This is a genomic window from Oceanisphaera ostreae (assembly GCF_042676125.1).
Taxonomy (GTDB): domain Bacteria; phylum Pseudomonadota; class Gammaproteobacteria; order Enterobacterales; family Aeromonadaceae; genus Oceanimonas; species Oceanimonas ostreae.
On record NZ_JBHTJS010000010.1, the window covers coordinates 34793 to 57533 of the forward strand.

The 22741-nt window shown below is 43.5% G+C and carries 19 protein-coding genes; all 19 read left to right on the plus strand.

The window, feature by feature from the left end; translation table 11 throughout:
* Positions 1 to 1194: a nucleotide sugar dehydrogenase gene (locus tag ACFQ1C_RS03820; RefSeq protein WP_379557211.1), complete on the plus strand. Its 1194-nt coding sequence runs from the start codon at positions 1 to 3 to the stop codon at positions 1192 to 1194.
* Between the two features lie 937 nt (positions 1195 to 2131).
* Positions 2132 to 3295, plus strand: coding sequence for an exopolysaccharide biosynthesis polyprenyl glycosylphosphotransferase (locus tag ACFQ1C_RS03825; RefSeq protein WP_379557212.1), 1164 nt, complete (start codon positions 2132 to 2134; stop codon positions 3293 to 3295).
* A gap of 343 nt (positions 3296 to 3638) precedes the next feature.
* A complete protein-coding gene (gene pgi, locus ACFQ1C_RS03830; protein WP_379557213.1) occupies positions 3639 to 5294 on the plus strand; it encodes a glucose-6-phosphate isomerase in 1656 nt (551 codons plus the stop codon).
* Positions 5295 to 5866: 572 nt separating this feature from the next.
* Entirely contained in the window at positions 5867 to 7744 is a 1878-nt protein-coding gene (locus ACFQ1C_RS03835) for a PglL family O-oligosaccharyltransferase (RefSeq protein WP_379557214.1), read from the plus strand.
* A gap of 762 nt (positions 7745 to 8506) precedes the next feature.
* Positions 8507 to 9370, plus strand: coding sequence for a glycosyltransferase family 2 protein (locus tag ACFQ1C_RS03840; RefSeq protein ID WP_379557215.1), 864 nt, complete (start codon positions 8507 to 8509; stop codon positions 9368 to 9370).
* A 54-nt stretch (positions 9371 to 9424) separates the two neighbouring features.
* On the plus strand, positions 9425 to 9853 hold the full coding sequence (locus tag ACFQ1C_RS03845) for a hypothetical protein (RefSeq protein ID WP_379557216.1): 429 nt from the start codon (positions 9425 to 9427) through the stop codon (positions 9851 to 9853).
* Positions 9850 to 10359, plus strand: a complete 510-nt coding sequence (locus ACFQ1C_RS03850; protein ID WP_379557217.1) for a glycosyltransferase — start codon at positions 9850 to 9852, stop codon at positions 10357 to 10359. The genes ACFQ1C_RS03845 and ACFQ1C_RS03850 overlap by 4 nt, the downstream gene beginning before the upstream one ends.
* A gap of 279 nt (positions 10360 to 10638) precedes the next feature.
* The gene (locus ACFQ1C_RS03855; RefSeq protein WP_379557218.1) at positions 10639 to 11838 is read left to right on the plus strand and encodes a nucleotide sugar dehydrogenase; all 1200 of its coding nucleotides are present in this window, start codon (positions 10639 to 10641) and stop codon (positions 11836 to 11838) included.
* A 3-nt stretch (positions 11839 to 11841) separates the two neighbouring features.
* Positions 11842 to 13083, plus strand: coding sequence for a GDP-mannose 4,6-dehydratase (locus ACFQ1C_RS03860; protein WP_379557219.1), 1242 nt, complete (start codon positions 11842 to 11844; stop codon positions 13081 to 13083).
* Positions 13080 to 13964 (plus strand): glucose-1-phosphate thymidylyltransferase RfbA, encoded by an 885-nt coding sequence (gene rfbA / locus ACFQ1C_RS03865; protein WP_379557220.1) that lies wholly within the window; start codon positions 13080 to 13082, stop codon positions 13962 to 13964. The genes ACFQ1C_RS03860 and rfbA overlap by 4 nt, the downstream gene beginning before the upstream one ends.
* Complete coding sequence (locus tag ACFQ1C_RS03870) at positions 13961 to 15061, plus strand: DegT/DnrJ/EryC1/StrS family aminotransferase (protein ID WP_379557221.1); 1101 nt, start codon at positions 13961 to 13963, stop codon at positions 15059 to 15061. Before rfbA ends, ACFQ1C_RS03870 begins: the two co-directional genes overlap by 4 nt.
* Positions 15058 to 16005, plus strand: coding sequence for a DapH/DapD/GlmU-related protein (locus ACFQ1C_RS03875; protein WP_379557222.1), 948 nt, complete (start codon positions 15058 to 15060; stop codon positions 16003 to 16005). Before ACFQ1C_RS03870 ends, ACFQ1C_RS03875 begins: the two co-directional genes overlap by 4 nt.
* Before the next feature lie 13 nt (positions 16006 to 16018).
* Positions 16019 to 16591 carry a hypothetical protein gene (locus ACFQ1C_RS03880; protein ID WP_379557223.1) on the plus strand — a complete coding sequence of 191 codons (573 nt, stop codon included), beginning with the start codon at positions 16019 to 16021 and terminating at the stop codon, positions 16589 to 16591.
* Positions 16592 to 16710: 119 nt separating this feature from the next.
* Entirely contained in the window at positions 16711 to 17541 is an 831-nt protein-coding gene (locus ACFQ1C_RS03885; RefSeq protein WP_379557224.1) for a ketoacyl-ACP synthase III, read from the plus strand.
* 11 nt (positions 17542 to 17552) lie between these two features.
* On the plus strand, positions 17553 to 17786 hold the full coding sequence (locus ACFQ1C_RS03890) for a phosphopantetheine-binding protein (RefSeq protein ID WP_379557225.1): 234 nt from the start codon (positions 17553 to 17555) through the stop codon (positions 17784 to 17786).
* 408 nt (positions 17787 to 18194) lie between these two features.
* A complete protein-coding gene (locus tag ACFQ1C_RS03895) occupies positions 18195 to 19649 on the plus strand; it encodes a lipopolysaccharide biosynthesis protein (protein ID WP_379557226.1) in 1455 nt (484 codons plus the stop codon).
* Between the two features lie 94 nt (positions 19650 to 19743).
* A complete protein-coding gene (locus tag ACFQ1C_RS03900) occupies positions 19744 to 20763 on the plus strand; it encodes a glycosyltransferase family 2 protein (RefSeq protein ID WP_379557227.1) in 1020 nt (339 codons plus the stop codon).
* A gap of 76 nt (positions 20764 to 20839) precedes the next feature.
* A complete protein-coding gene (locus tag ACFQ1C_RS03905) occupies positions 20840 to 21703 on the plus strand; it encodes a polysaccharide pyruvyl transferase family protein (protein ID WP_379557228.1) in 864 nt (287 codons plus the stop codon).
* Positions 21704 to 22699 carry a glycosyltransferase family 2 protein gene (locus ACFQ1C_RS03910; RefSeq protein ID WP_379557229.1) on the plus strand — a complete coding sequence of 332 codons (996 nt, stop codon included), beginning with the start codon at positions 21704 to 21706 and terminating at the stop codon, positions 22697 to 22699.
* Positions 22700 to 22741 lie beyond the last annotated feature (42 nt).

A 22741-nucleotide genomic window follows, 5' to 3' on the forward strand; every position in this document is an offset into this window, starting at 1 on the left:
ATGAAGATTGCAGTGGCTGGCACAGGTTATGTGGGCTTATCTAATGCAGTGTTACTCGCTCAGCATAACGAGGTAGTAGCCTTAGATGTGATAACCGAGAAAGTAGAACTGCTTAATAAAAAAGTGTCCCCTATTGAAGATACAGAAATTAGTGATTTTTTAGCAAATAAGTCACTTAATCTTACCGCTACGTTAGATAAGCAGCTTGCCTTTAGCCAAGCCGACTATGTGATAATAGCTACTCCCACTAACTACGACTCTAAAACCAACTACTTTGATACCAGTAGTGTAGAAGCTGTGGTTGATGATGTGGCAGAATTAAATCCCAGTGCCACTGTGATCATAAAATCTACCGTACCAGTTGGTTTTACAGCAAAGCTGCAAGAAAAACTCAACATTCAACATTCAAAACTCAAAATTATCTTCAGCCCTGAGTTCTTGCGTGAAGGCAAAGCTTTGTACGATAACTTATATCCTTCTCGTATTATTGTAGGGGCGCAAACCGAAGAGGCAAAAGTATTTGCTCACTTGTTGCAGCAAGGGGCAATTAAGCAAGATGTTGCTACTTTGTTTACTAATAGCACAGAGGCTGAAGCAATTAAGCTATTCTCTAACACTTATCTTGCGATGCGTGTCGCTTATTTTAATGAGCTAGACAGCTATGCTGAAGCGCATGAATTGAATGCCAAACAAATTATTGAAGGGGTAGGGTTAGATCCCCGTATTGGTGATCATTACAATAATCCTAGTTTTGGTTATGGTGGTTATTGCTTGCCTAAAGATACCAAGCAACTGTTAGCTAACTATGAACAAGTACCTAATAATATTATTGGCGCTATTGTAGAGGCTAACCGTACCCGTAAAGATTTTATCGCTGAGCGAATCATTAAACAAGTCGCCGGTCTAGAAAGTCCGATTGTAGGTATCTATCGTTTAGTAATGAAAGAAGGATCTGATAATTTTAGGGCTTCTGCAATTCAAGGTATAATGAAACGTATTAAAGCTAAAGGTATTGAAGTCGTGGTCTTCGAGCCGGAGCTGAAAGAACCTCATTTCTATCATTCTCGAGTGATTACTGATTTAAATGAATTTAAACAGTTAAGTGCAGTGATAGTAGCTAACCGCCTTAATGAAGACTTGGTAGATGTTAAGGGCAAAATTTACACCCGAGATCTTTTTGGCACTGATGCGTAAATAAATGTGGATTTTCCGCAAACTTGCTTTTAAATACTCAGAACCTCCGACCTCTTCGCCACGGAATTCACCGTAACCACGGTCGAAGCGTGACAAGAAAAACTTATCTTATGGAAGATTTTATCTAATCAATGGTTGTTTTGGTCTTTATTTTTCTGTGGATTCCGTGTTCTTCCGTGGCGAAAATAGATCTTGGTTTGAGGTTCCGAGTACGTCGAAATGCGAGAGTAAGCGTTTGTTTACAAGATCAAGATCCTAAAACCAGATCCTGATTTTCATCAGGATGACGGCGTGAGATAGATCCTGACGTGCATCAGGATGACGGTATAACATCGTACACCGCACTTTGCCGTCATACCGGATTTACTCCGGTATCTCGCTTTTGTTATTAAGGCCTAAAAACCAGATCCTTATTTTCATCAGGATGACGGCAAAAGTACGAGATCAGGATGTGCGTCAGGATGACGGCGTGAGATAGATCCTGATGTGCATCAAGGTGGCGGTTGTTTTCATTCCAATAAGGTTTTTTCTATTTTATCTCATCTTTATTTTTCTGGGTTTCGTGCTTGTATCGTGAAGAGCCGTGGCGAAGATGATTTTGGTTAGCTTATAGTGGTTCACTGAAGTTAATCGATGTGGTTTAATGTGGCAGGTTTTTAACTGTTAGTCGGTATTATAATTTGTATCGTTAATGAGTTGGTGGATTAATGAGTTAAGGGTGATGTTGATTATTAAATGCTAGTTTGTTAGCTAATCTAACTATTTGTATTTAATAATCTTACATTAATTTTTTAAGTTTATTTTTAACTATATAAGTTGTGAAAAGAGCATGGAAATAATAATTAACAAGAGTCATACGCAGTGGCACCAACGGTTGTTGAACTGCCTGTTTTGTCGATATGCGGTCGGCTTTTTACTAGTGGTCACGCTGCCCGGAATGTTGACTTGGGGTGTTGAAGGCTTTACTGCACCCACCGCAAGCCATGTGACCGGTTTTATGTTTGAGGTCATTACTTATACGGGGGCGTTTTTTACGTTGCGCCGCGTGTTGAGTTATCCTGGGTGCTTTTCTGCTGGTTACATTCTACCGACCATTCTTACTTGGTATGGCGGTCTGATGTTGGTTTTTTTTGGTTTACAGCTTGATTATTCTGTTTACTATATTCTTTCTGCCGCAGCCGCAAATAGTTTATTTTTCTTCTTAAGTTACTTTTTGGTCATTAGTCGCTATCAAACCAAAATTGCTTTTTTGCCCTTGGGTAAAGCAACGCGATTAGATGGTGTAAAAGGTGTGGAGTGGTTAACACTCACTACACCAAATTTAACGGGTGAGCGTATTGATGCAGTGGCTGCAGATTTACATGCAGATATTCCTGCTGAGTGGCAACGATTTTTAGCGCAGTGCACGCTTAATGGTGTGCCTGTATATCACTATAAACAATTGTTAGAGTCGTTAACGGGCCGAGTGCGAATTAACCACCTATCTGAGAACGAGTTTGGTTCTTTGTTACCTTCAGCTTTTTACTCCAATTTCAAACGACTTTTTGACTTGACATTAGCATTTATTTTATTGCCGATATTGCTGCCTGTGCTGTTATTGGTGTCTGTTTGGATTAAAAAAGACAGTGATGGTCCTGCGTTTTTTGTGCAAGAGCGCATGGGGTTTAGAGGTAAACTTTTTAAGGTCTACAAGTTTCGTAGTATGCGTACAGATTTGAAAGGGCGCGGCTTTACTGAAGGTGAAGATGATCCTCGTATTACGAAAGTAGGAAAAATTATTCGTAAATATCGAATTGATGAACTGCCGCAGTTATTTAATGTAATTAAAGGTGATATGAGCTTTATTGGCCCTAGGCCAGAGTCTAAGTCTTTGTCCGATTGGTACGAGCGAGATGTCCCTTTCTTTAGTTATCGGCACATAGTTAGACCCGGCATTTCAGGCTGGGCACAAGTTGAACAAGGCTACGCAGCCGAAGTAGATGGAATGAAAAAGAAGCTTGAATATGATTTTTATTATATTAAAAATTATTCGTTATGGTTGGATATATTAATTATATTTAAAACTATAAAAACAGTACTAACCGGCAGCGGTGCTAGGTAATGTTGAATGTTGAATGTTGAATGTTGAATGTTGAATGTTGAATGTTGAATGTTGAATGTTGAATGTTGAATGTTGAATGTTGAATGTTGAATGTTGAATGTTGAATGTTGAATGTTGAATGTTGAATGTTGAATGAAGCTTAAGAGCTAAAGATTTTTTGCCACACCTCTTTGCTATGAGAGTCACGGAAAGACACGGAAGTAGAGCAACAGCCGAAAGATACTTTTTATTTTGTAAGGTCTTACCCATAGAGATCCCTTGGTTTGGTCTTTACTTTTCCGTGCGCTTCCGTGTATTCCGTGGCCAAGAAGGTTTTATCTAATTATAAAAAAGAGAGTTGCGGATGGGTTTGTTGGATCAGCCGGCGTTTTTGGCGTTGCAAGAGCGTAAGGCACAAGAGCGGGCACTGAGTTTGAATGAGCGATTTGCAGTAGATGCAAACCGCTTTTCTGCATTTTGTGTGCCCTTTGGCGAGCATATGCAAGTGGACTTTTCTCGCCAACATTTGTCGGTTGAGGTTAAAGCTCAGTTGTGTGCGTTGGCGCGGGATATGGATTTAGGCACTGCTATTAACGGCTTGTTTGGCGATAACTGTTTCAACCATACCGAAGGGCGGGCGGCTTTGCATACGGCACTGCGGATGCCGGCCGATGCTTGCGTTAACCTAAAAGGCACCAATGTGGTGCCTTTTGTGCATCATGAGCTTGCACGTGTTAAAGCATTTTGTAAGCGAGTACATTCAGGCGAATGGTGTGGCTTTAGCGGCAAGTCGATTACCGATGTAGTCAATATTGGCATTGGTGGCTCAGACTTAGGTCCGGCTATGGTGACTGAGGCATTGGCTTGTTATCACGACCAGGGCATTCGTGCGCATTTTGTATCTAATATGGATGGCGCCCAGTTAGCTCAGGTGTTGCAACAAGTGGATGCCGAGCGCACCTTGTTTATTGTATCGTCTAAAACATTTTCAACTGACGAAACCATGACTAATGCGCGGGCGGCACGCGAGTGGTTTTTGGCCGCTTGCGGCGATGCGGCTCAGGTAAACAAGCATTTTGTGGCGGTGTCGACTAATGCCAAGGCGGTGCAAGCCTTTGGTATTGGCGCCGAGCAGATGTTTGAGTTTTGGGACTGGGTTGGCGGGCGCTTTTCGCTGTGGTCGGCCATTGGCTTGCCAATAGCGCTCACGCTGGGCTTTGAACGGTTTGAACAGTTATTGGCTGGTGCCCATGCGATGGACGAGCATCTGCGAGACGCGCCGTTCGAGCAGAACATTCCGGTGCTAATGGCGCTGCTGAGCATCTGGAACATTAATGTGTTGGGGCTGCGTAGCGAAGGGGTGTTCCCGTATTGCCAAGACTTAAAGCGTTTTCCGGCCTTTTTGCAGCAGCTCAACATGGAATCTAACGGCAAGGGCGTGAATAATCAGGGAGAGAAGGTGAGCTATAACACTGGCCCTGTTATTTTTGGTGAAGTGGGCACTAACGGGCAGCATGCGTTTTTTCAGTTATTACACCAAGGCAGCCAAGCCGTGCCGGGTGATTTTATTGGCTTTGCGCGATCGGCTTATGGTTACCCTGAGCATCACCGCAAGTTATTAGGCAACATGCTGGCCCAAGCCGAAGCCATGGCCTTTGGTAAAAATTATGACGATGTAGCTAAAGAGCTAGCTGCGGAAGGGTTAAATGCGGCTGAGGTAGCTAAGCTGGCACCGTATAAGGTGATGGACGGTAATAGACCTAGTACTACTATTTTGTGTGATGAGCTAACGCCTTATAACCTAGGCGCACTCATTGCGATGTATGAGCACAAAACCTTTGTACAAGGTGTGCTGTGGAATATTAATAGCTTCGACCAATGGGGCGTAGAGCTGGGCAAAAAACTCGCCGCCCGCTTGATAGACGACTTAGCAGACGAAACAGAAACAACAGCGCATGATAGCGCCACCAACGGTTTGATTGCACAGATTAAGCTTTGGGGTGGATCGCCTAAAAATTAAAGATTTTTTTGCCACGGAATACACGGAACGCACGGAAAAATTAAGATGGAACAAGTACGAAAAGGATCTTTTTTGGGTTAAAACAGCCGTCTTCCTGATGATTATCAGAAGCTCGTACTTATAGCCGTCTTCCTGACGTACGTCAGGATCTCGGTTTAGGTTTTAGATCTAAGAGCTGTTCTTAACCATAAGATATTTTTTTCAGATTTGATCTCTATTGTTCCGTGGGTTCCGTGTATTCCGTGGCAGATCTAGATCTTAAATATTTTTTGCCACGGAAGAACGCGCCTCTTTATTTACGAGATGCACAGAAAAATTAAGATGAGATAAGGGCGAAAAGGGATCTTATTGGGGTTAAAACAGCCGTCATCCTGATGAAAATCAGGATCTCGCCCTTGGTCTTAATAGCCAGAGCTAGATACCGGGGCGAACCCGGCATGACTGCAAATAGAAAGCCGAAGCTTACCGTAGCTCGAAAGGCTTGGTCTTACCCATAAGATTTACTTGGTTGGGTTTCCACTTTTCCGCGTTCTTCTGTGGATTCCGTGGCAAAAATAGCTTTTGGAGTTTTTATGAATAAAGTGTGGCAAGGGCCGGGCCGTGGGGTGCTGGCCCTTTTTGTTATCTGGGCGCTGGTTGGCCAGCATGTATTTATTCATCATTTGGGCGGTAGCAATTTAGACTTGCCGTTTAATGCCATTACCTGGCTATTCGTGGGCTTAGTGTTTATTGCGAGTACAAGAGCTCTAAAGCCTAAGTGGGTGAGTAGTGAGCTGGGGCGATGTTTTGCCTTAGCAGCACTGGTGTTGTGGCTGCCTTGGTTGTTTGCGCTGTTTTCTTCTGCCGTCATGCCGGGCTCGCCCCGGTATCTAGTTATTGACGAGTCAAGTGCTGCCTATTGGCAGGCGCTGCCGCGTTTGCTGGCGTTAACGGCAGGCGTGCTGCTGTTTTGGTTATTACAGCAGTGTCGCTTTAACACCGAGCAACGGCATTTTTTGCTGTGCACTTTGTTAATGCTGGCTACCGTACAAATTGGCTTTGGGCTAGTGCAATTTTTTGTATTGCCTGCAGATAACTGGTTTATGTTTAACACCAAGGTGCGCTTCCCCTACGGCATTTTTATGCAACGCAATGTGATGTCGAGCTTTGTGGGTTCTGGCGTATTGCTGGCGTTGTATTTGTTGGTACGCCGCGCTGGCGGAACAGGGCGTGAACATTGGCGTTGGTGGCTATGGTGTTCGGCGGTAGCGGCTGCCGGTTTAGTATTAGTGGTATTGCTGCAAAGTCGTGCCGGTTTATATAGCTTGCTGGCAGGGTTGTGTTTGTTATTACCGGTGTGCTGGATGCGCTTAACCAATCGCTTACAGCGTGGTGTGTTGTTAGCCCTAGTACTATGTAGTGCCGGTGCAGGGTTGGCTTTATTATTGCACTTTGATTTACACCGTCGTGCCTTGGCGGTATATGGCGAGTTGGGTGTGCGCTACGAAATTTGGCAAACTACCTTAGGGATGATTGCCCAGAATTTATGGCTCGGTGTGGGTTATGGGCAGTTTGAGCCTGCCTATTATGCCGAAGCCGGGCGCTTATTGGCCACCAGTGGCGTAGTACCAGCTATGCCGGGTAATCTAGCTCACCCCCATAATGAAATTTTAATGTGGTGGGCGGAAGGTGGCGTTATCACTCTGCTGGCGTGGCTGCTGCTAGCGTGGGGCGTATTGCGGGTTGGTTGGCGGCTAAGTGCCGGTGAGCGGTTAGCCATGCTGGCTTTATGCTTGCCGCTATTTGCCCATTTAATGTCGGAATATCCGTTAGGGCATTCCAGTGTGCACTGGATTTGGCTACTGGTGGTGGTGTGGTATTTTGATGGGGGAAGTGCAGCGCCTAGCGCCGAGCGCCCAGCGCCCAGAAGAGAGTTAGAGATAGCTTCCAGCGGCATATTTTTAGCAATATTGAGAGTGGGGTTGCTGGTGGTGGGCTGTACGACGGTGTTGTATATGGCCACAGGTCTACAAACTGTTTATCAGTTAACGCAGTATCAGCGAGGGCAGTTTAGCGAGCCTGCGCGGTTAGACGCAGTATGGAACCCGTGGTTTTGGGGCGATCGTCAGGCGTTATATCGCCATAGCGTGGCGTTAAAAGCGGCATTAGCTGAGCAAGACGCTGCGGCTATTCAAGCCTATTTAGAGTGGTCGAACCCCGTGATTGCTCGTTTGCCACGCACCACGCTGTTGCATAACCATGTGGTGGCCTTATTGGCGGCAGAAAAATTTGCTACTGAGAAGTTTGCGGCAGCTGATGCTTTAGTTGCTCGTTTGCAATTGGAATATCCGCATCAAAGATTGTTTAAAGCCCCGGCAGTGGAGCAGTTAAAAGCGCAGCTAGCGGCGGGTGAGCCACCCAGAGTGTTCCATAATTTGACGCAGCCAGTCGGGGCCGCAACCTATTACTAAGCGCCCGGCACTCAGCTGTTCCCTTCACGCTTCACCAACCAAGTAGGCGAACACTTGTTCTCGCATTTCGACGTAGTCGAAACCACCTGAAAAATAAGATCTTTTTTGCAACGCAACCCGCTAAATCCACGAAAAGATAGGGATAGCATTAAAGAGAGATATTGATGGTTAACAGATAAAGCAGAAACTGCAGATATTGTCATCCTGACGCAAGCTTGGATCTTGGACTTATGCCGTCATCCTGACGCACGTCAGGATCACCTTTGAACGGTGAAGCATAAACATAGTGCTAGCGCCCAGTGCCAAGCTAAACAAAGGGCGGTGTGGTTTGTAGGGGGCGTGTCATCCATAACTACAAGTGCTAAACACGATACCAAACATGTTCGATATGACGGTAAAGTACTCAATGAAAATACCCATCTTAGACATAGGGTTTTAACTACTCATCAAATCCCGTAAACTTACGCACCTTTGACTAAAACTGCTTTCACCAGAGAGGCAATTTTAGCAAATGAGAACATTAAAAACGGCCCTGGGGATTAGCCATCTGAACCCTACGGGCGGTAGCGTGCCTGAAGTTTGTTATACGGCCAAAAAATTGCTATCAAGAAGTGAGGCCGTGTAACTAGATTTTGTAGCGTGCGTTACGCTATTTCATCTAGGTTGGGGTATTGTTACTCTATTATGTCTTTTTTGATCTGGCATGCTAGTTGGACCGTAATTTTTTATTTTTATGATTTTAAATAAAGGCAAGGTGGCGATGTGAGTACTTCGCAAATTTTTGTGTCGGTAATTATTCCAACTTACCATGATTGGGATAGGCTGCAGCTGTGTATTAATGGGTTGTCTGTTCAGTCATATAATCAATCATGGTTCGAAGTGATTGTTGTCAATAACGCACCTGATGATATTAATGCTGACTTTATTGTTCCCGAGAATGCTGTTGTTATTGATGAAGATAAGCCTGGCTCATATGCCGCACGCAATGCCGCGCTTAAAATTGCGAAAGGGGATGTCGTTGCATTTCTTGATTCTGACTGTATTCCCGACTCAAAATGGCTTGAGGAGGGAGTGAAGGCGCTTACAAGTAGTGACAAAGTGGAACGCGTAGCTGGAAAGGTTGAACTTTTTTTTACTGGATATCCTTTATCCGCAGCTGAGTGTTATGAAAAGGGATTCGCCTTCCGTCAAGAGAGTAATGTAAATAAAGGTGTTTCGGTAACGGCAAATTTATTTGTCTATCGGCAGCTATTTGAACAGTATGGAATGTTTGATGACTCTTTGCTTTCTGGTGGAGATTTTGAATGGAATCGACGAGCTTCCGTTGCTGGTTCTTCTATTGTTTATTCTTCGGCAGCTATTGTGAGGCACCCTGCAAGAAATTCATTATCTGAATTGTTAAAAAAAGCGAATCGAGTAGCTCTTGGTAGCGTCGCGATCAACAAGAAAACAGACAAGCTAGCACGGTTTCGTCAAGTTGTTGATGTTGCAATAAATGATCTTGCCTCTTTATTGCGCAGGCCAGATATGAGTTTTAAAGAAAAGGTTTTTGCTGTTTTTGTGTGGGGATATATAAAGTTATTTAAGTTGTTTAAATACATTAAGGTTAAGGCAAGATTTAATTAATGACAGTGTTGCTGTTATTTTTATAATTTTTGAATTTTACAAAGTGATATTATTTTGAAACTATTGTTGGTGGCATCTTTCGGTGGGCACTGGGTTCAACTGAAACGTATATCTGAGTTGCTTGACGGACATGAAAAAACATATGTCACTACATCAAACAATCTGGTTCAAGGTAGTGCGCACTCGATTGGTGACTTTAGTGTTCGTGAATTTTATAAAGGTCTTATTCAATTCCCCAAGGCTCTTAAAATTATTAAAAAAACCCAGCCTGATGTAGTGATCAGCACGGGAGCTGCACCTGGGGTGTTGTTATTGTTTGCGGCATTTATACTGGGAAAAAAAACGATATGGATCGATAGCATAGCTAATAGTAAGCGGCTTTCTCTTTCTGGTAGAATTTCTTGTTTGTTTTCTAGCCGGGTGCTAACTCAGTGGCCTGAGCTAGCCAGGGGTCGAGTGCAATACTTAGGGCGCTTGCTATGAATGTTTTTGTTACTGCAGGCACACAATTTCCATTTTCAAGATTAGACGAAGTTGTTAATGCATTAGTAACTATCCATCCAGACTGGTCTGTTACTTATCAGTCAGGTCCAGATAGTAATGTTGAAGTACTATCTAAACTACCTTTACATAAGGTTAGTGACTTATTTACATCGGATGACTTCAGGTTTTATTTTGATAGTGCAGATTTGGTTATTACTCATGCTGGAATGGGGAATGTTATAACTTGTTTAGAAAAAGGGAAGCCATTTGTTATGTTTCCTCGGTTATCTAAGTATGGAGAGCATAGAAATAACCACCAAGTGGATAGTGCCAATGCAATATCAAAAATATATTCCATTCCTACCTTTTTTTCAGTGTCAGAGCTCGTGAGAGAACTACCAGAAATTATACAGACATTAAATAGCTTTACTTGCTCAGAAGATGAACTGTCCTTAGAAAGGAAAAAGTTTGCTGCTGGTTTAAATGATTTGTTATTGAGTTTATAGCTGAGAGCCTTCAATGTTGCAGAACAAGTGATATTGGTGCAGGTTGAAATACAAAAAAGGTCGTGATATTACCGAGCTTTCAAGGTGATTCTTTCAAGGTGATTCGAGCTGCCGCGCATTAAAAATTACACTATATCACATTCGATCAGCTAAATGCAGGCCAATATTGAATATGCTCGCGCCACTCAAACTCGGTCAGGTTTTCCCCCTGTATTGACAGAACTACATAGGGTCGACTTCAATCGACCAGATACAAGCCTCTTGAAAGAAAATAAACTTATGAAAATAGCTATTGCCGGAACCGGCTACGTTGGTCTCTCTAACGCTATGCTACTTGCGCAGCACAACGAAGTTGTTGCCATCGATATTGTTGCCGAAAAAGTAAAAATGCTGAATGATCGCCAATCCACTATTGTGGATGTGGATATAAGCGATTTTCTGCAAAATAGGGAAATCAACTTTCGTGCTACGTTGAGCAAGGAAGAAGCCTACACCAATGCCGACTTTGTAGTGATCGCCACCCCGACAGACTACGATCCAGAAACAAATTATTTTAATACAAGCAGTGTCGAAGCCGTCGTACAAGATGTTGCCGCTATTAATCCACAAACCACAGTGATTATTAAATCTACTGTACCGGTAGGTTTTACTAAACAACTCAACACCCAACATTCAACACTCAACATTATCTTTAGCCCTGAGTTTCTGCGTGAAGGCAAAGCCTTGTACGACAATCTGTATCCTTCCCGTATTATTGTAGGCGAACAGTCTGTACGAGCAGAAACCTTCGCCAACTTGCTGTTGCAAGGCGCCATTAAAAAAGACGTGCCGGTGCTTTATACCAATAGCACAGAAGCAGAGGCGGTAAAGCTGTTCTCCAACACCTATCTCGCCATGCGTGTGGCCTACTTCAACGAACTGGATAGCTACGCCGAAACACATGGCCTAGATAGTCGCCAGATAATAGAAGGGGTGGGGCTGGACCCGCGCATTGGCAGCCACTATAACAATCCAAGCTTTGGCTACGGCGGTTACTGTCTGCCAAAAGACACCAAACAACTGCTGGTCAACTATAACGAAGTACCCAACAACATCATTCAGGCCATAGTGGACGCCAACCGTACCCGCAAGGACTTTATCGCCGACAGTATTTTAAAGCGGTTGAATATTCAGCACTCAAAACTCAACACTCAACACTCTCCTGTGGTGGGCATCTACCGCCTGGTAATGAAGTCCGGATCCGACAACTTCCGCGCCTCTGCCATTCAGGGGGTGATGAAGCGCATCAAGGCCAAGGGTATAGAAGTAGTTGTGTATGAACCGGTACTGGAACAGGACGAGTTCTTTCACTCCCGTGTAGTCAATAACCTGGCGGAATTTAAGAAATTGGCGGATGTAATAGTAGCCAACCGGCCATCTGCAGAACTGCAGGATGTAGAGGGCAAAGTGTATACCCGCGATTTATTTGGAAGTGACTGATTTATGAGAATTCTTGTTACCGGTGGCGCCGGTTTTATCGGCTCGGCCGTTATTCGCCATATCATTACTAACACCCAAGACATCGTGATTAATCTGGATAAGCTCACCTATGCCGGTAATCTGGAAAGCCTGTTAGAAGTAAGTGACAGCGACCGTTATGCCTTCGAGCAAGTCGATATTTGTGATGTGACAGAACTGCAGCGTGTATTTTCCGAACACCAGCCCGATGCCATCATGCACCTGGCGGCAGAAAGCCATGTAGACAGATCCATCGACGACCCTGCGGAGTTTATTCAAACCAACATCGTCGGCACTTATAATCTACTGGAAGCCGCTCGAACCTATTGGAACAAGTTAGACAGCAAGCGCAAGGCAGCGTTTCGCTTTCACCACATCAGCACCGACGAAGTCTACGGCGACCTTCCCCATCCTGCGGATGGGAGTGTTGAGTGTTTAGTGATGAGTGATGAGTTGAAAGAAAGTGTTGAGTGCTCAATGTTTAGTGGTGAGTGTGAAAATAATGTTGAGTGTTTAGTGGTGAGTGATGAGTTAGAAGATAAAACACTTAAAACTCAACACTCAACACTCAACACTGTACAGCCACTCAACACTGTGAAAGCTCCGCTTCCGCTGTTCACTGAGACCACTGCCTATGCTCCCAGTAGCCCGTATTCTGCTAGCAAAGCCAGTTCTGATCATTTGGTACGAGCTTGGCTACGCACTTATGGCTTCCCGACGTTGATTACTAACTGCTCAAACAACTACGGGCCTTATCACTTCCCTGAAAAGTTAATTCCGTTAGTGATCTTAAATGCATTAGAAGGCAAGCCGTTACCAGTCTACGGTAAAGGTGATCAAATTCGCGATTGGCTCTACGTAGAAGACCACGCCCGAGCACTCTACAAAGTAGTCACCGAAGGTAAAGTAGGCGAAACCTACAACATCGGCGGCCACAACGAAAAAACCAACCTAGAAGTAGTACAAACCATCTGCCAAATTCTAGACGATCTGTTTCCAATTCAACATTATAAAGAGCTTATAACTCACGTAAGTGACCGACCCGGCCACGACCGCCGCTATGCCATTGATGCCAGTAAGATAGAGCGGGCACTGGGCTGGAAGCCGCAAGAAACCTTCGAATCCGGCATCCGTAAAACCGTGCAGTGGTACTTGGATAACCAGGAGTGGTGCCAGCGAGTGCAAGATGGCAGTTATCAGCGTGAACGTTTAGGAGTAACAGAGTGAATCACAATACTAAAGGGATTATATTAGCAGGAGGGAGTGGTACTCGACTGTATCCAATAACCATGGGTATCTCCAAGCAGTTGCTGCCGATTTACGATAAGCCAATGATTTATTATCCGCTTTCGGTACTGATGCTAGCCGGTATTCGTGAAGTGCTTATTATCACCACTCCGGAAGACAAAAATGGTTTTGAACGATTGCTGGGTGATGGCAGTCAGTTTGGTATTGAACTGACTTACGCAGAGCAGCCAAGCCCAGACGGTCTGGCGCAAGCCTTTATTATTGGTGAAGACTTTATTGGTGACAGTCATGTTTGCCTGGTGTTGGGTGACAATATCTTCTATGGCCAGGGTTTTACCCCCAAGCTGAGAGAAGCAGCAGCCCGCACCAGCGGCGCGACTGTTTTTGGTTATCAGGTAAAAGATCCCGAACGGTTTGGCGTGGTTGAGTTCGACGAAAATAAACGTGCCGTCTCGATTGAAGAAAAGCCCGCCAAGCCAAAATCTCACTATGCAGTAACCGGTCTGTATTTTTACGATAATGACGTTATTCGTATTGCCAAAGATGTTCAGCCTTCCGAGCGTGGCGAGCTGGAAATCACCAGCATTAACCAGGCGTACCTTGAACGTGGCGATTTGAATGTAGAGCTATTGGGCCGAGGTTTTGCTTGGTTAGACACCGGCACTCACGAAAGCCTGCTACAAGCGGCTTCGTTTGTAGAAACTATTGAAATGCGGCAGGGTTACAAAGTTGCCTGCCTCGAGGAAATAGCGTTCAATCATGGCTGGTTGACTAAAGAACAGCTACTCGAACAGGCAGAGCACCTTAAAAAGAATGGTTATGGACAATATCTATTGGAGCTGGCCGGAGAGCAAGTATGATCCCTGTTACCAAGCCCTATTTTCCCAGCCGGGAAAAACTGAATAAATATATAGACGGCATCTATGAGCGTCAGTGGCTGACCAACAATGGTGAGCTGGTACAGGAACTTACCCGCCGGCTTGAAAGCTACCTTGGGGTAGAAAACCTTTTGCTGGTCTCCAACGGTACGCTGGCACTGCAGGTTGCCTACCATACCCTCGGACTACGGGACCAGGTTGCAGTACAACAACCCGAAGCCATTACTACCCCCTTTACCTTTATTGCCACCGCCAGCTCATTGAAGTGGGAAGGGGTAGAGCCGGTATTTGTAGACATAGATCCAGACACCTGGTGCATGGACCCGGCCAATATTGAAGCAGCCATTACTCCCAATACCAAAGCCATAGTGCCCGTGCATGTGTTTGGCAACGCCTGCGAGGTGGAGGCCATCGACGATATTGCTCAAAGGTACAACCTGAAAGTTATCTACGATGCTGCCCACGCCTTTGGTGTGAAATACAAGGGCGAAAGCCTGCTCAAACACGGCGATGCCGCCACTCTCAGCTTTCATGCCACCAAGCTTTTCCACACCGGTGAAGGCGGGGCGATTGTGTTCAAGCGAAAGGAAGACCTGGAACGGGCTAGAAAAATGATCAACTTTGGTATTAACGGACCAGAAACCATTGAAGAACTGGGTATTAACGCCAAAATGAACGAGCTGCAGGCGGCCATGGGCCTGTGTGTGCTGGACGAAATGGAAGAAAACCTGGCTGCACGTGCCAATGTATGGCATCGCTATGAGCAGGCACTGGCAAACAGTGTACAGCTGCAGGGCAAGCCTGATGCGCTGGATTATAACCATGCCTATTTTCCGGTGATGTTTAACACCGAAGAACAAGCCGTGCGGGTGGCAGCAACACTCAAAGAGCATGATGTGCTGGCCAGACGGTACTTTTATCCATCGCTGGAGTCTGTGGACTTCTTGGGGAGTATGCAAGAAAAGCCTACTATTTCAAAAGATATTGCCAGCCGGATATTATGTCTGCCGGTGTATTATGGGCTGAGTGACGAAGATGTTGTCGATATCTCAAGAAAAATAATGGATGTATGTCAGTGAGTAATTCATCATTTGGAGCCTTTTTCAGCAGTCAAGTTCTCTCTACCCAGATTATTTCTTTTCTGGAAGAAAAATATAATTGCAAATTAATGATTGCCGGTTTTTCAGATGTTTTATTAGAAGGTACCTGCGATTCTCGTAACGGTGGTCATCGGCAATTGGTTTTCTCTAACAGGGATGAATTTTATAAGACCAAGCCATTGAGCGAGTCGCTAGTCATAATTGACGAAATGCCTGATGAATCACTTCAGGGAAACAATCAATTTTGCAAGGTGTCTGATCCAAGAGCAGCGTTTATGGATATTCTGGAATGGCTGATAGAGTCTGAAGGTTTGGACGCCCATCGACGTGGTTTCACTAAAACTGCAGCTATATCCAATAATGTTCAGGTGGCAAGCAGCGCAGTTATTGAGCAGGGTGTGGAAGTCGGAGCTGGCAGCATAATTTGTGCCGGTGTTGTGTTAAAAGCAGGCACCCGAATTGGAGAAAATACTGTTATTCGGGAAAATGTGGTGATCGGTAGTGACGGTGTCACTGTCTACCGGGCTAAAGATGGTAGGCTGCTGAAATTTCCACACGTAGCGGGAGTGTCTATCGGCGACAATAGCGAAATCGGGGCCAATAGTGTGGTTGCTGGGGGGATCCTGAGCCCAACCTTTATCGGTAAAGAGGCTGTTATTGGAAACCTGTGTAACATTGGTCACGGCGCAATGGTAGAAGACGGAGTTTGGATATCGGTAGGTACGTTACTGGGCGGCCATACCAAAGTTCATGCCGGTGCCACTATCGCTATGGGGGTGACTGTTCGTGATAACCTGGTGATTGGAGAGAAAGCCTCGCTGGGCATGGGATGTGTCGTGGTCAAGAGTGTCGATGCAGGCCACGCGATGTTCGGGAACCCTGCCAAGCGAATGATTGGCTTGAAAACCGGCCCAAAGCGATAGTTTAGGAGTTGTGATGTCTGAAGTGCTGAAGTTTGTTTTTAAAGGCAGTAGAAATTATGTCCATGGCACCAGCCTGTTTAATGCACTGGAACACGCGGCAGAACAACGAGGCCTGCCTGAGGGAAAGATCAATGTTTCTTTTAAAAAGATGATTCACAACCCTCTCTGTACCTTAGAGGAACGAATGCCAAACACAGATGACTCTGTAGCTGCGAAAATCATCAGCAGTGATGGAGTTATTATTGCGTTATGTATTAATGAAGCGGCAGACGTGGGGATAACTGTTCGGCAAGAGTTTGATGAGCCAGAAGTTTGCAGGGGGGCCGTGTTAGGGGAAAATAGTATTGTGCAAGAAAACCCTCATCATCAGGATCGAATTGAACTGCTGGTATCACTCTGCAAAAAAATGCATCAGGCATTTATTGACGATACAAAAAAATGGGTTTTCTCTCGATATGATGGCCAGTTCCCCATCCCATCTCCGCATAAGGTAGAACTTCGTATTACTAAACAGGTAGGGACTCGCCTGACATGCAGCGATGTACTGGTTAATGACAAGAAAATTGGAGATATGTACTTCTCATGACAAACTCAGAACCCAGAGAAACAGCTACGCTAGGAATCCAGTCTGTCGCTAGTTACCTTCCGAAGGGACGGATTGACAATTTACTGCAAGCGGATCAATTTGAGACAGAACGTGAATTCGTGGAACAGAAAATTGGTGTCTCCACACTGCCAAGATTTGAGGCTGAGGATTCAGTCGTCAGTGCAAGCGTGGCAGCTTTCAAGAGATTATGTGAAAAAGAAAACTTTGATCTAGCCGAGATCGAATGTGTGGTGCTATGTACCCAAAATCCAGATGAAGGTGGATTGCCCCATAACTCTGCCCTGGTTCATGCGGAGCTTGGTTTGTCTGAAGACTGTGCTTGTTTCGACATAGGTCTAGGTTGTTCCGGGTATGTGTATGGCTTGAGTGTGATCCAGTCTTTCATGGCTGCAAATGGCATGAAAAAAGGTCTGTTTTTCACCTGTGATCCTTACTCCAGAATTCTGAACCCGGAAGATAAAAACACTTGCTTGCTCTTTGGCGATGCGGCTTCAGTGACACTGGTCAGTGATACGCCGCGCTATATTTTATCTAGCGCCAAGTTTTCTACCAAAGGAGCAGGTAGTGAGGCACTAAAGAAAAATGATAACCTTCTTGAAATGAATGGTAGAGCTGTTTTTAATTTTGCTTTGCAAGATGTACCTAAACAAATTAAGAAGGTGCTGGAAAGTGCAGAGTTGACGGTTGATCATATTGATCTTTTTCTTCTGCACCAGGGGAGTCGTTTTATGCTTGAGAATACTATCAAGCGCGCAGGAATCCCTACTGAAAGAGCTCCTATAAAATTATCTGAAACAGGTAACACAATTTCTTCATCTATCCCGTTGTTATTGGAAAAAGAGATTGATAATTTGCCAGGAGTTATTCTTATGTCAGGGTTTGGCGTGGGGTTGTCTTGGGCCACAGCAATTTATAAGTGTGTTAAATAAGAGGTGAAATTATGAATCGTGAAGACGCTATAAAAATTGTCTACTCTAAACTGGAGAAAAATGTTTTAGGACTGGAGATGACCGAAAGTAAAATGGATCAAAAACTAGCCGACTTAGGTGTTGATTCCTTAGAGCTGATGTTGTTGATCATGGATGTGGCCGAAGCAGCAGAAGTAACAATTTCGGATGATCAGGCCGATGGGCTGGATACACCGAAAAAAATTGTTGAGTTCATATCTTCTTAGGTAAGACACTTGAGCATTTATATGTGGATGCTCAAGTAAATATTATTATATAGAACGCTTTCAAAATAAAAATATTTGGAGAGTCATTATCTACTGCAACCTTTATCAAGTAAGTAACGGCTATCGAACATTCGGTATAGAAAAATATTGCTAACTTGTCTGACCATAAAAGCTGATAAGTCAGTGCGAATATTTTTGTCAACATCCTGAGTGCTAGTATAACGAAGTTATTCATCTGGCAGAGTAAGGTGTTCTGAGCGAGGAGAGTACTCCTGTAGAATGAGGAGGAGCAATCATTTCGAATACAAGCTGTTAGCGGCTGGAAGAGTACAGTCAGACAGATGCTGAGTAGATATATTAAAATTCAGCAGTGAACCTTTTTTATGTAAAGGAAAATCACATTATTAAATGGCTACTTTAAATAAAAAAATAGGTAGTGGTGTTCTCTGGAATCTTGCCAGTATGTTTATGAGCAGGGGGGCCAGTACCCTCTTTATGCTATTTCTTGCTCGCTTGCTGACACCAGAAGCCTTTGGTTTGATTGCCATGGTTACTGTAGTGTTCGAACTGTCCAATACCTTTGTTAACTCGGGATTAGAGACGGCGCTGGTACGAAGTAAGGCCGTGTCCAGGGCAGATTTGAATACCGTGTTTTTAAGTAACCTGGTATTAAGCGGTGTTGTTTATATCGCTTTGTTTTTAGCGGCTCCAATCGTGGCGGACTTTTACGAACAAACTGAGTTGGCCGCACTTATACAGGTAATGGGCTTGGTGGTATTTATCAATGCCAGCACGGTGGTACAGACCGCTGTATTGACCAGAAATATGAACTTCAGAGCACAGATGAAGGCCAATACCCTTGGAGTAGTTGCTTCGGGCGTGCTGGCGGTGGCAGCTGCCTTTGCCGGTTGGGGAGTGTGGAGCTTGGTAGTGCAAATGCTCAGCTCCGCATTTGTTTCAGCCATTATCTTGTGGCTGACCAGCAGCTGGCGGCCAAGGTGGCAGTTCAGTACAGAGTCCTTTACTCGCCTGTTCCGCTTTGGGCGAAACCTGCTGATAGAAAGGAGTCTTGAGGTACTGTTTCAAAATTCCTATGTAATGGTAATAGGTCGACTTTTCAGTACCGAAATAACAGGCCTTTACTTCTTTGCCAGGAAAGTCAGCAATCTTATTGCTCAGCAACTTACCGGTGCTGTGCAACGAGCTACCTTTCCGGCACTGGCCACACTGCAGGATGATAATGTGGCTTTGCTACATAAATATCGGCAGATCATGCAACTGATCATGTTTATTATCGCCCCTATAATGGGGTTGTTGGCGGGGTTGGCTCACCCTCTCATTAATGTTCTTTTTGGAGAGAAATGGCTGGGGGCAATACCTTATCTACAGGTGCTTTGTATGATTGGTATGCTTTATCCAATTCATGCCTTAAATATAAGTCTTCTTAATGTTAAAGGCCGTTCCGATCTAGTACTAAAAGTGGGCCTTTTGAAAAAGTCTGTTAACCTTACCTTATTGTTTTTGGCCATTCCTTACGGTGTTTTTGGAATTGTTCTCAGCCAGCTTATTGGCAGCGTATTGGCATTAATACCCAATACCTACTTTTCAGCGAGACTAGTAAATTACAACCTGCTAACCCAATTGACAGACGCGATAATACCGGTGATGTCGGCTCTTTTAGCTGCACTGCTTGTCGGCTACTTGTACAGTGTAAGCCATTTATCCGCGTTTTGGGGATTGATGTGTGGATCTCTGCTAGGGGGATCGGTTTATATATTAGCTACTTTTTTGTTTAAAGCTGAAGGCTTGAAGTTCTTTCTTAATAAATTTAAAGAGAAATTTTTAATGAGACGGTATATTTGATTTTATTTCATTGTCGGCAATCATTGATATTATACATCTTTGAGTTGATGTGTGAGCTGCTACAGAATAAATCAGTAAAACCAAAAGGAATTTCATGAGAAACTTAAGAGACGAAAAAGAAATACTTTCCAACTGGAAAGGAGATGTTAACAAGCCAGTGGTTAGTATCTGCTGTACTACCTATAATCATGAATCTTATATCGCAGAAGCACTTAAAGGCTTCCTTATTCAAGAGACCGATTTCCCGTTCGAAATCCTCATTCACGATGATGCATCCACAGATCGTACTGCCAGCATTATCCGAGAGTATGAGGTAAAATATCCAAAACTGATTAAGTCAATTTATCAATCTGAGAATCAGTTCTCTAAAGGGAAAGTAGTTAATAATTATAACTTCAGGAGTGCTAAAGGTCATTATCTAGCTTTATGCCACGGAGATGACTTTTGGTTTGATAAGGAAAAGCTTGCTAAGCAAGTTTCGGTAATGAAAGAGTATGGAGCCAGCATATCGGGTCATCCAGCTAAGGAAGTTGATGTGGCCAATAATGAACTAGGCCGTCTAACAGGATTAGTTGTGGATCAAGTTTCAAAATTTGATGCGAGAGAGTTGATTAAAAATAATGGTAACATGCTACCGTTTGGTTCAATAATGATTTCTAATGAGTCTAAGCAGGATATGATCGCTAATATGCCACCAGTAATGTTTCATTCTGGCATTCAAATGTTAGGAGCGTTGAGGGGGGGGGTAGTGATTTTACCGGATGTGATGTTGGCTTATAGAGTAGATGTCCCCGGTTCGACAACGGAAATAATGCTAGGAGATATTGATAAGAAGTTTAGTACAACTTTTAAAAGAGTTGCAAGTATAAAGCACTTAAAGAAAATGTATAGTAAGAAATATACCTCCGCATTTGATAGCCTTCTTGCTAAACAAGTATTAATGTTCACACGAGTCAGCTCAGTTCGTCTGTTTTTTTTAGTTTTAAATAATGTTTTAAAAGGAGAGAGGTTCGCGTCGAAATTAAGAATTTTCTATATGGTTGTTATGTTAGGTGTTAGGTTTAAGGCTGTCTCTTTCCTCAAGTTTATTTTTAGACTAACAAACTCTAGGTAAGTTTTAATGACTTGGTGTTCTAGAGATATACTTTATCATCTTGAATGTTTAATTTTTTTGATTTCTTGGAGTGATAGTGCGTAAAGTTAAGATAATGGTAAAGAGAATTTTGATTTTTTTTTATTTTATTTACGAAGTCGTAATGCTTGCGGCTGTTAGAGGGAAGGTTGTACCTGTTAGGTTTTTTAATGCAAGACCTAACGTCGGGGATGCTCTTAATATATATATTATCCAAAAAATTTCAGGCCGAAAAATCTTTGAAGTTAAGTCTGGCATGTTGCAACATGTTCTAGGGATTGGAAGTATTATGCATTTGGGAACTGCGAATAGTGTGGCCTGGGGAACAGGTATTATTGAGTCAAAAAGAATACCCAATAATTCAACACTGAAGAAGATGTCTTTTTCAGCAGTGAGAGGAAAGAAAACTAAAGATATAATAGGCGAAGTAATTGGAGGGAAACTTACGTGTCCAATGGGTGACCCTGCAGTGTTAATGCCGTTGTTTTATACTCCAAAAAATAAAAAATATTATTCTATAGGAATAGTTCCTCATTATGTGGATAAGGAAACGGAAGCGTTTAAGAACTTTCTTTTAAAATCAAAAGCTAAGCTCATAGATGTCGAGCTCCCTGTTGAGGATTTCTTGGACTCTTTGGCGGAGTGTGATGTTATTCTTTCATCTTCGCTCCATGGTTTGATATTGTCTGATTCTTACAATATACCTAATGTTTGGGTGAGGTTTTCCGATGAAGTAATAGGAGGAGATTTTAAATTTTTGGATTACTATAGTACTACTGATTTGAAAGAAGCTTCGCCGATTGATTTAAGAGAAAAAGAGTGTGATGCTAACATAATTAAGGACTTGCTAAGTCGAGCAAAGGTTGCAAAATTCACAGAAGATAAAGGAATATTACTTGATGCATTCCCCTCGAGGTTATAAATGGGTAGCTCTAGAGCTTCAATTTCAATAATCATTCCTGCCTACAATGTAGAAAAATACTTGGAGGCCGCACTAACATCAATTAAGGAGCAGGATGAGCTTCCGGATGAAGTGATCTTGATTGATGATGGTAGTACCGATCGGACCAAGGAAATTGCAGAGGCTTACTACTTTCCAATTCCTTATCAAGTCGTCTCAATTAAGAATGGCGGGCAAGGAAATGCCAGGAATGTTGGTGTGAATTTAGCCTCATCCGAGTATGTATATTTTTTTGATTCGGATGACATCCTAACTATTAATTTTATCAAATCAATAAAAGAACAGATCTGTGTCAATCAGCATCAGGATATCATTCTATTTTCCGGGGAGTCATTCAACGATAATGGCTACCAAGGTAACCGTTGGATGGATTATTCGCGCGGGTTTTCAGGGGTTTTTAATAATCGCACTGAATTCTTGGACGCCGGGTTCAGGTCAAAAGGTTTGTTCTGTTCGCCGTGTTTGTATGTGACCAAAAAATCTTTTTGGGGGCCGAAAGGGTTGGCATTTGGGCCAAATTTTTTGGAAGATGAAGCACTTTTTTACTCTTTGCTGTTTGCTTGCCGTACCTTTGTAGTGGTAGATGAGGTGTTTTTTCTGAGAAGAAACCGTGAAGGCTCTACGATGACAATGACCCCCAATGCTAAACATGTAAACGGTGCATTGAGCTGTATGCAAACCACTCTACAATTATACGAAATGAACGGCCTGACCTCCAAGGAACGTTGGCACATCAGTAAGCGGTTGGAGAATCACTGTATTGCTTATCTGCTTATGACTCGAGCTGCCGATTCTAAATGCTCTTATAGTCATATTCTTAACGCAATCAAAATAACTTGTAGTTTAAGTTTGTTGTTTAAGGCATGTATCTACGCTAGCCGTTTGGACTCTTTCCAAGCTGTACGAAAAGTAGGACGTAGGATAAAAAAACTAAAAGAATGTTGTGCTGGTAGATAGTTGAATTATCTTCTTGTAGCGACTAGCCTTGTACCCTAGGGC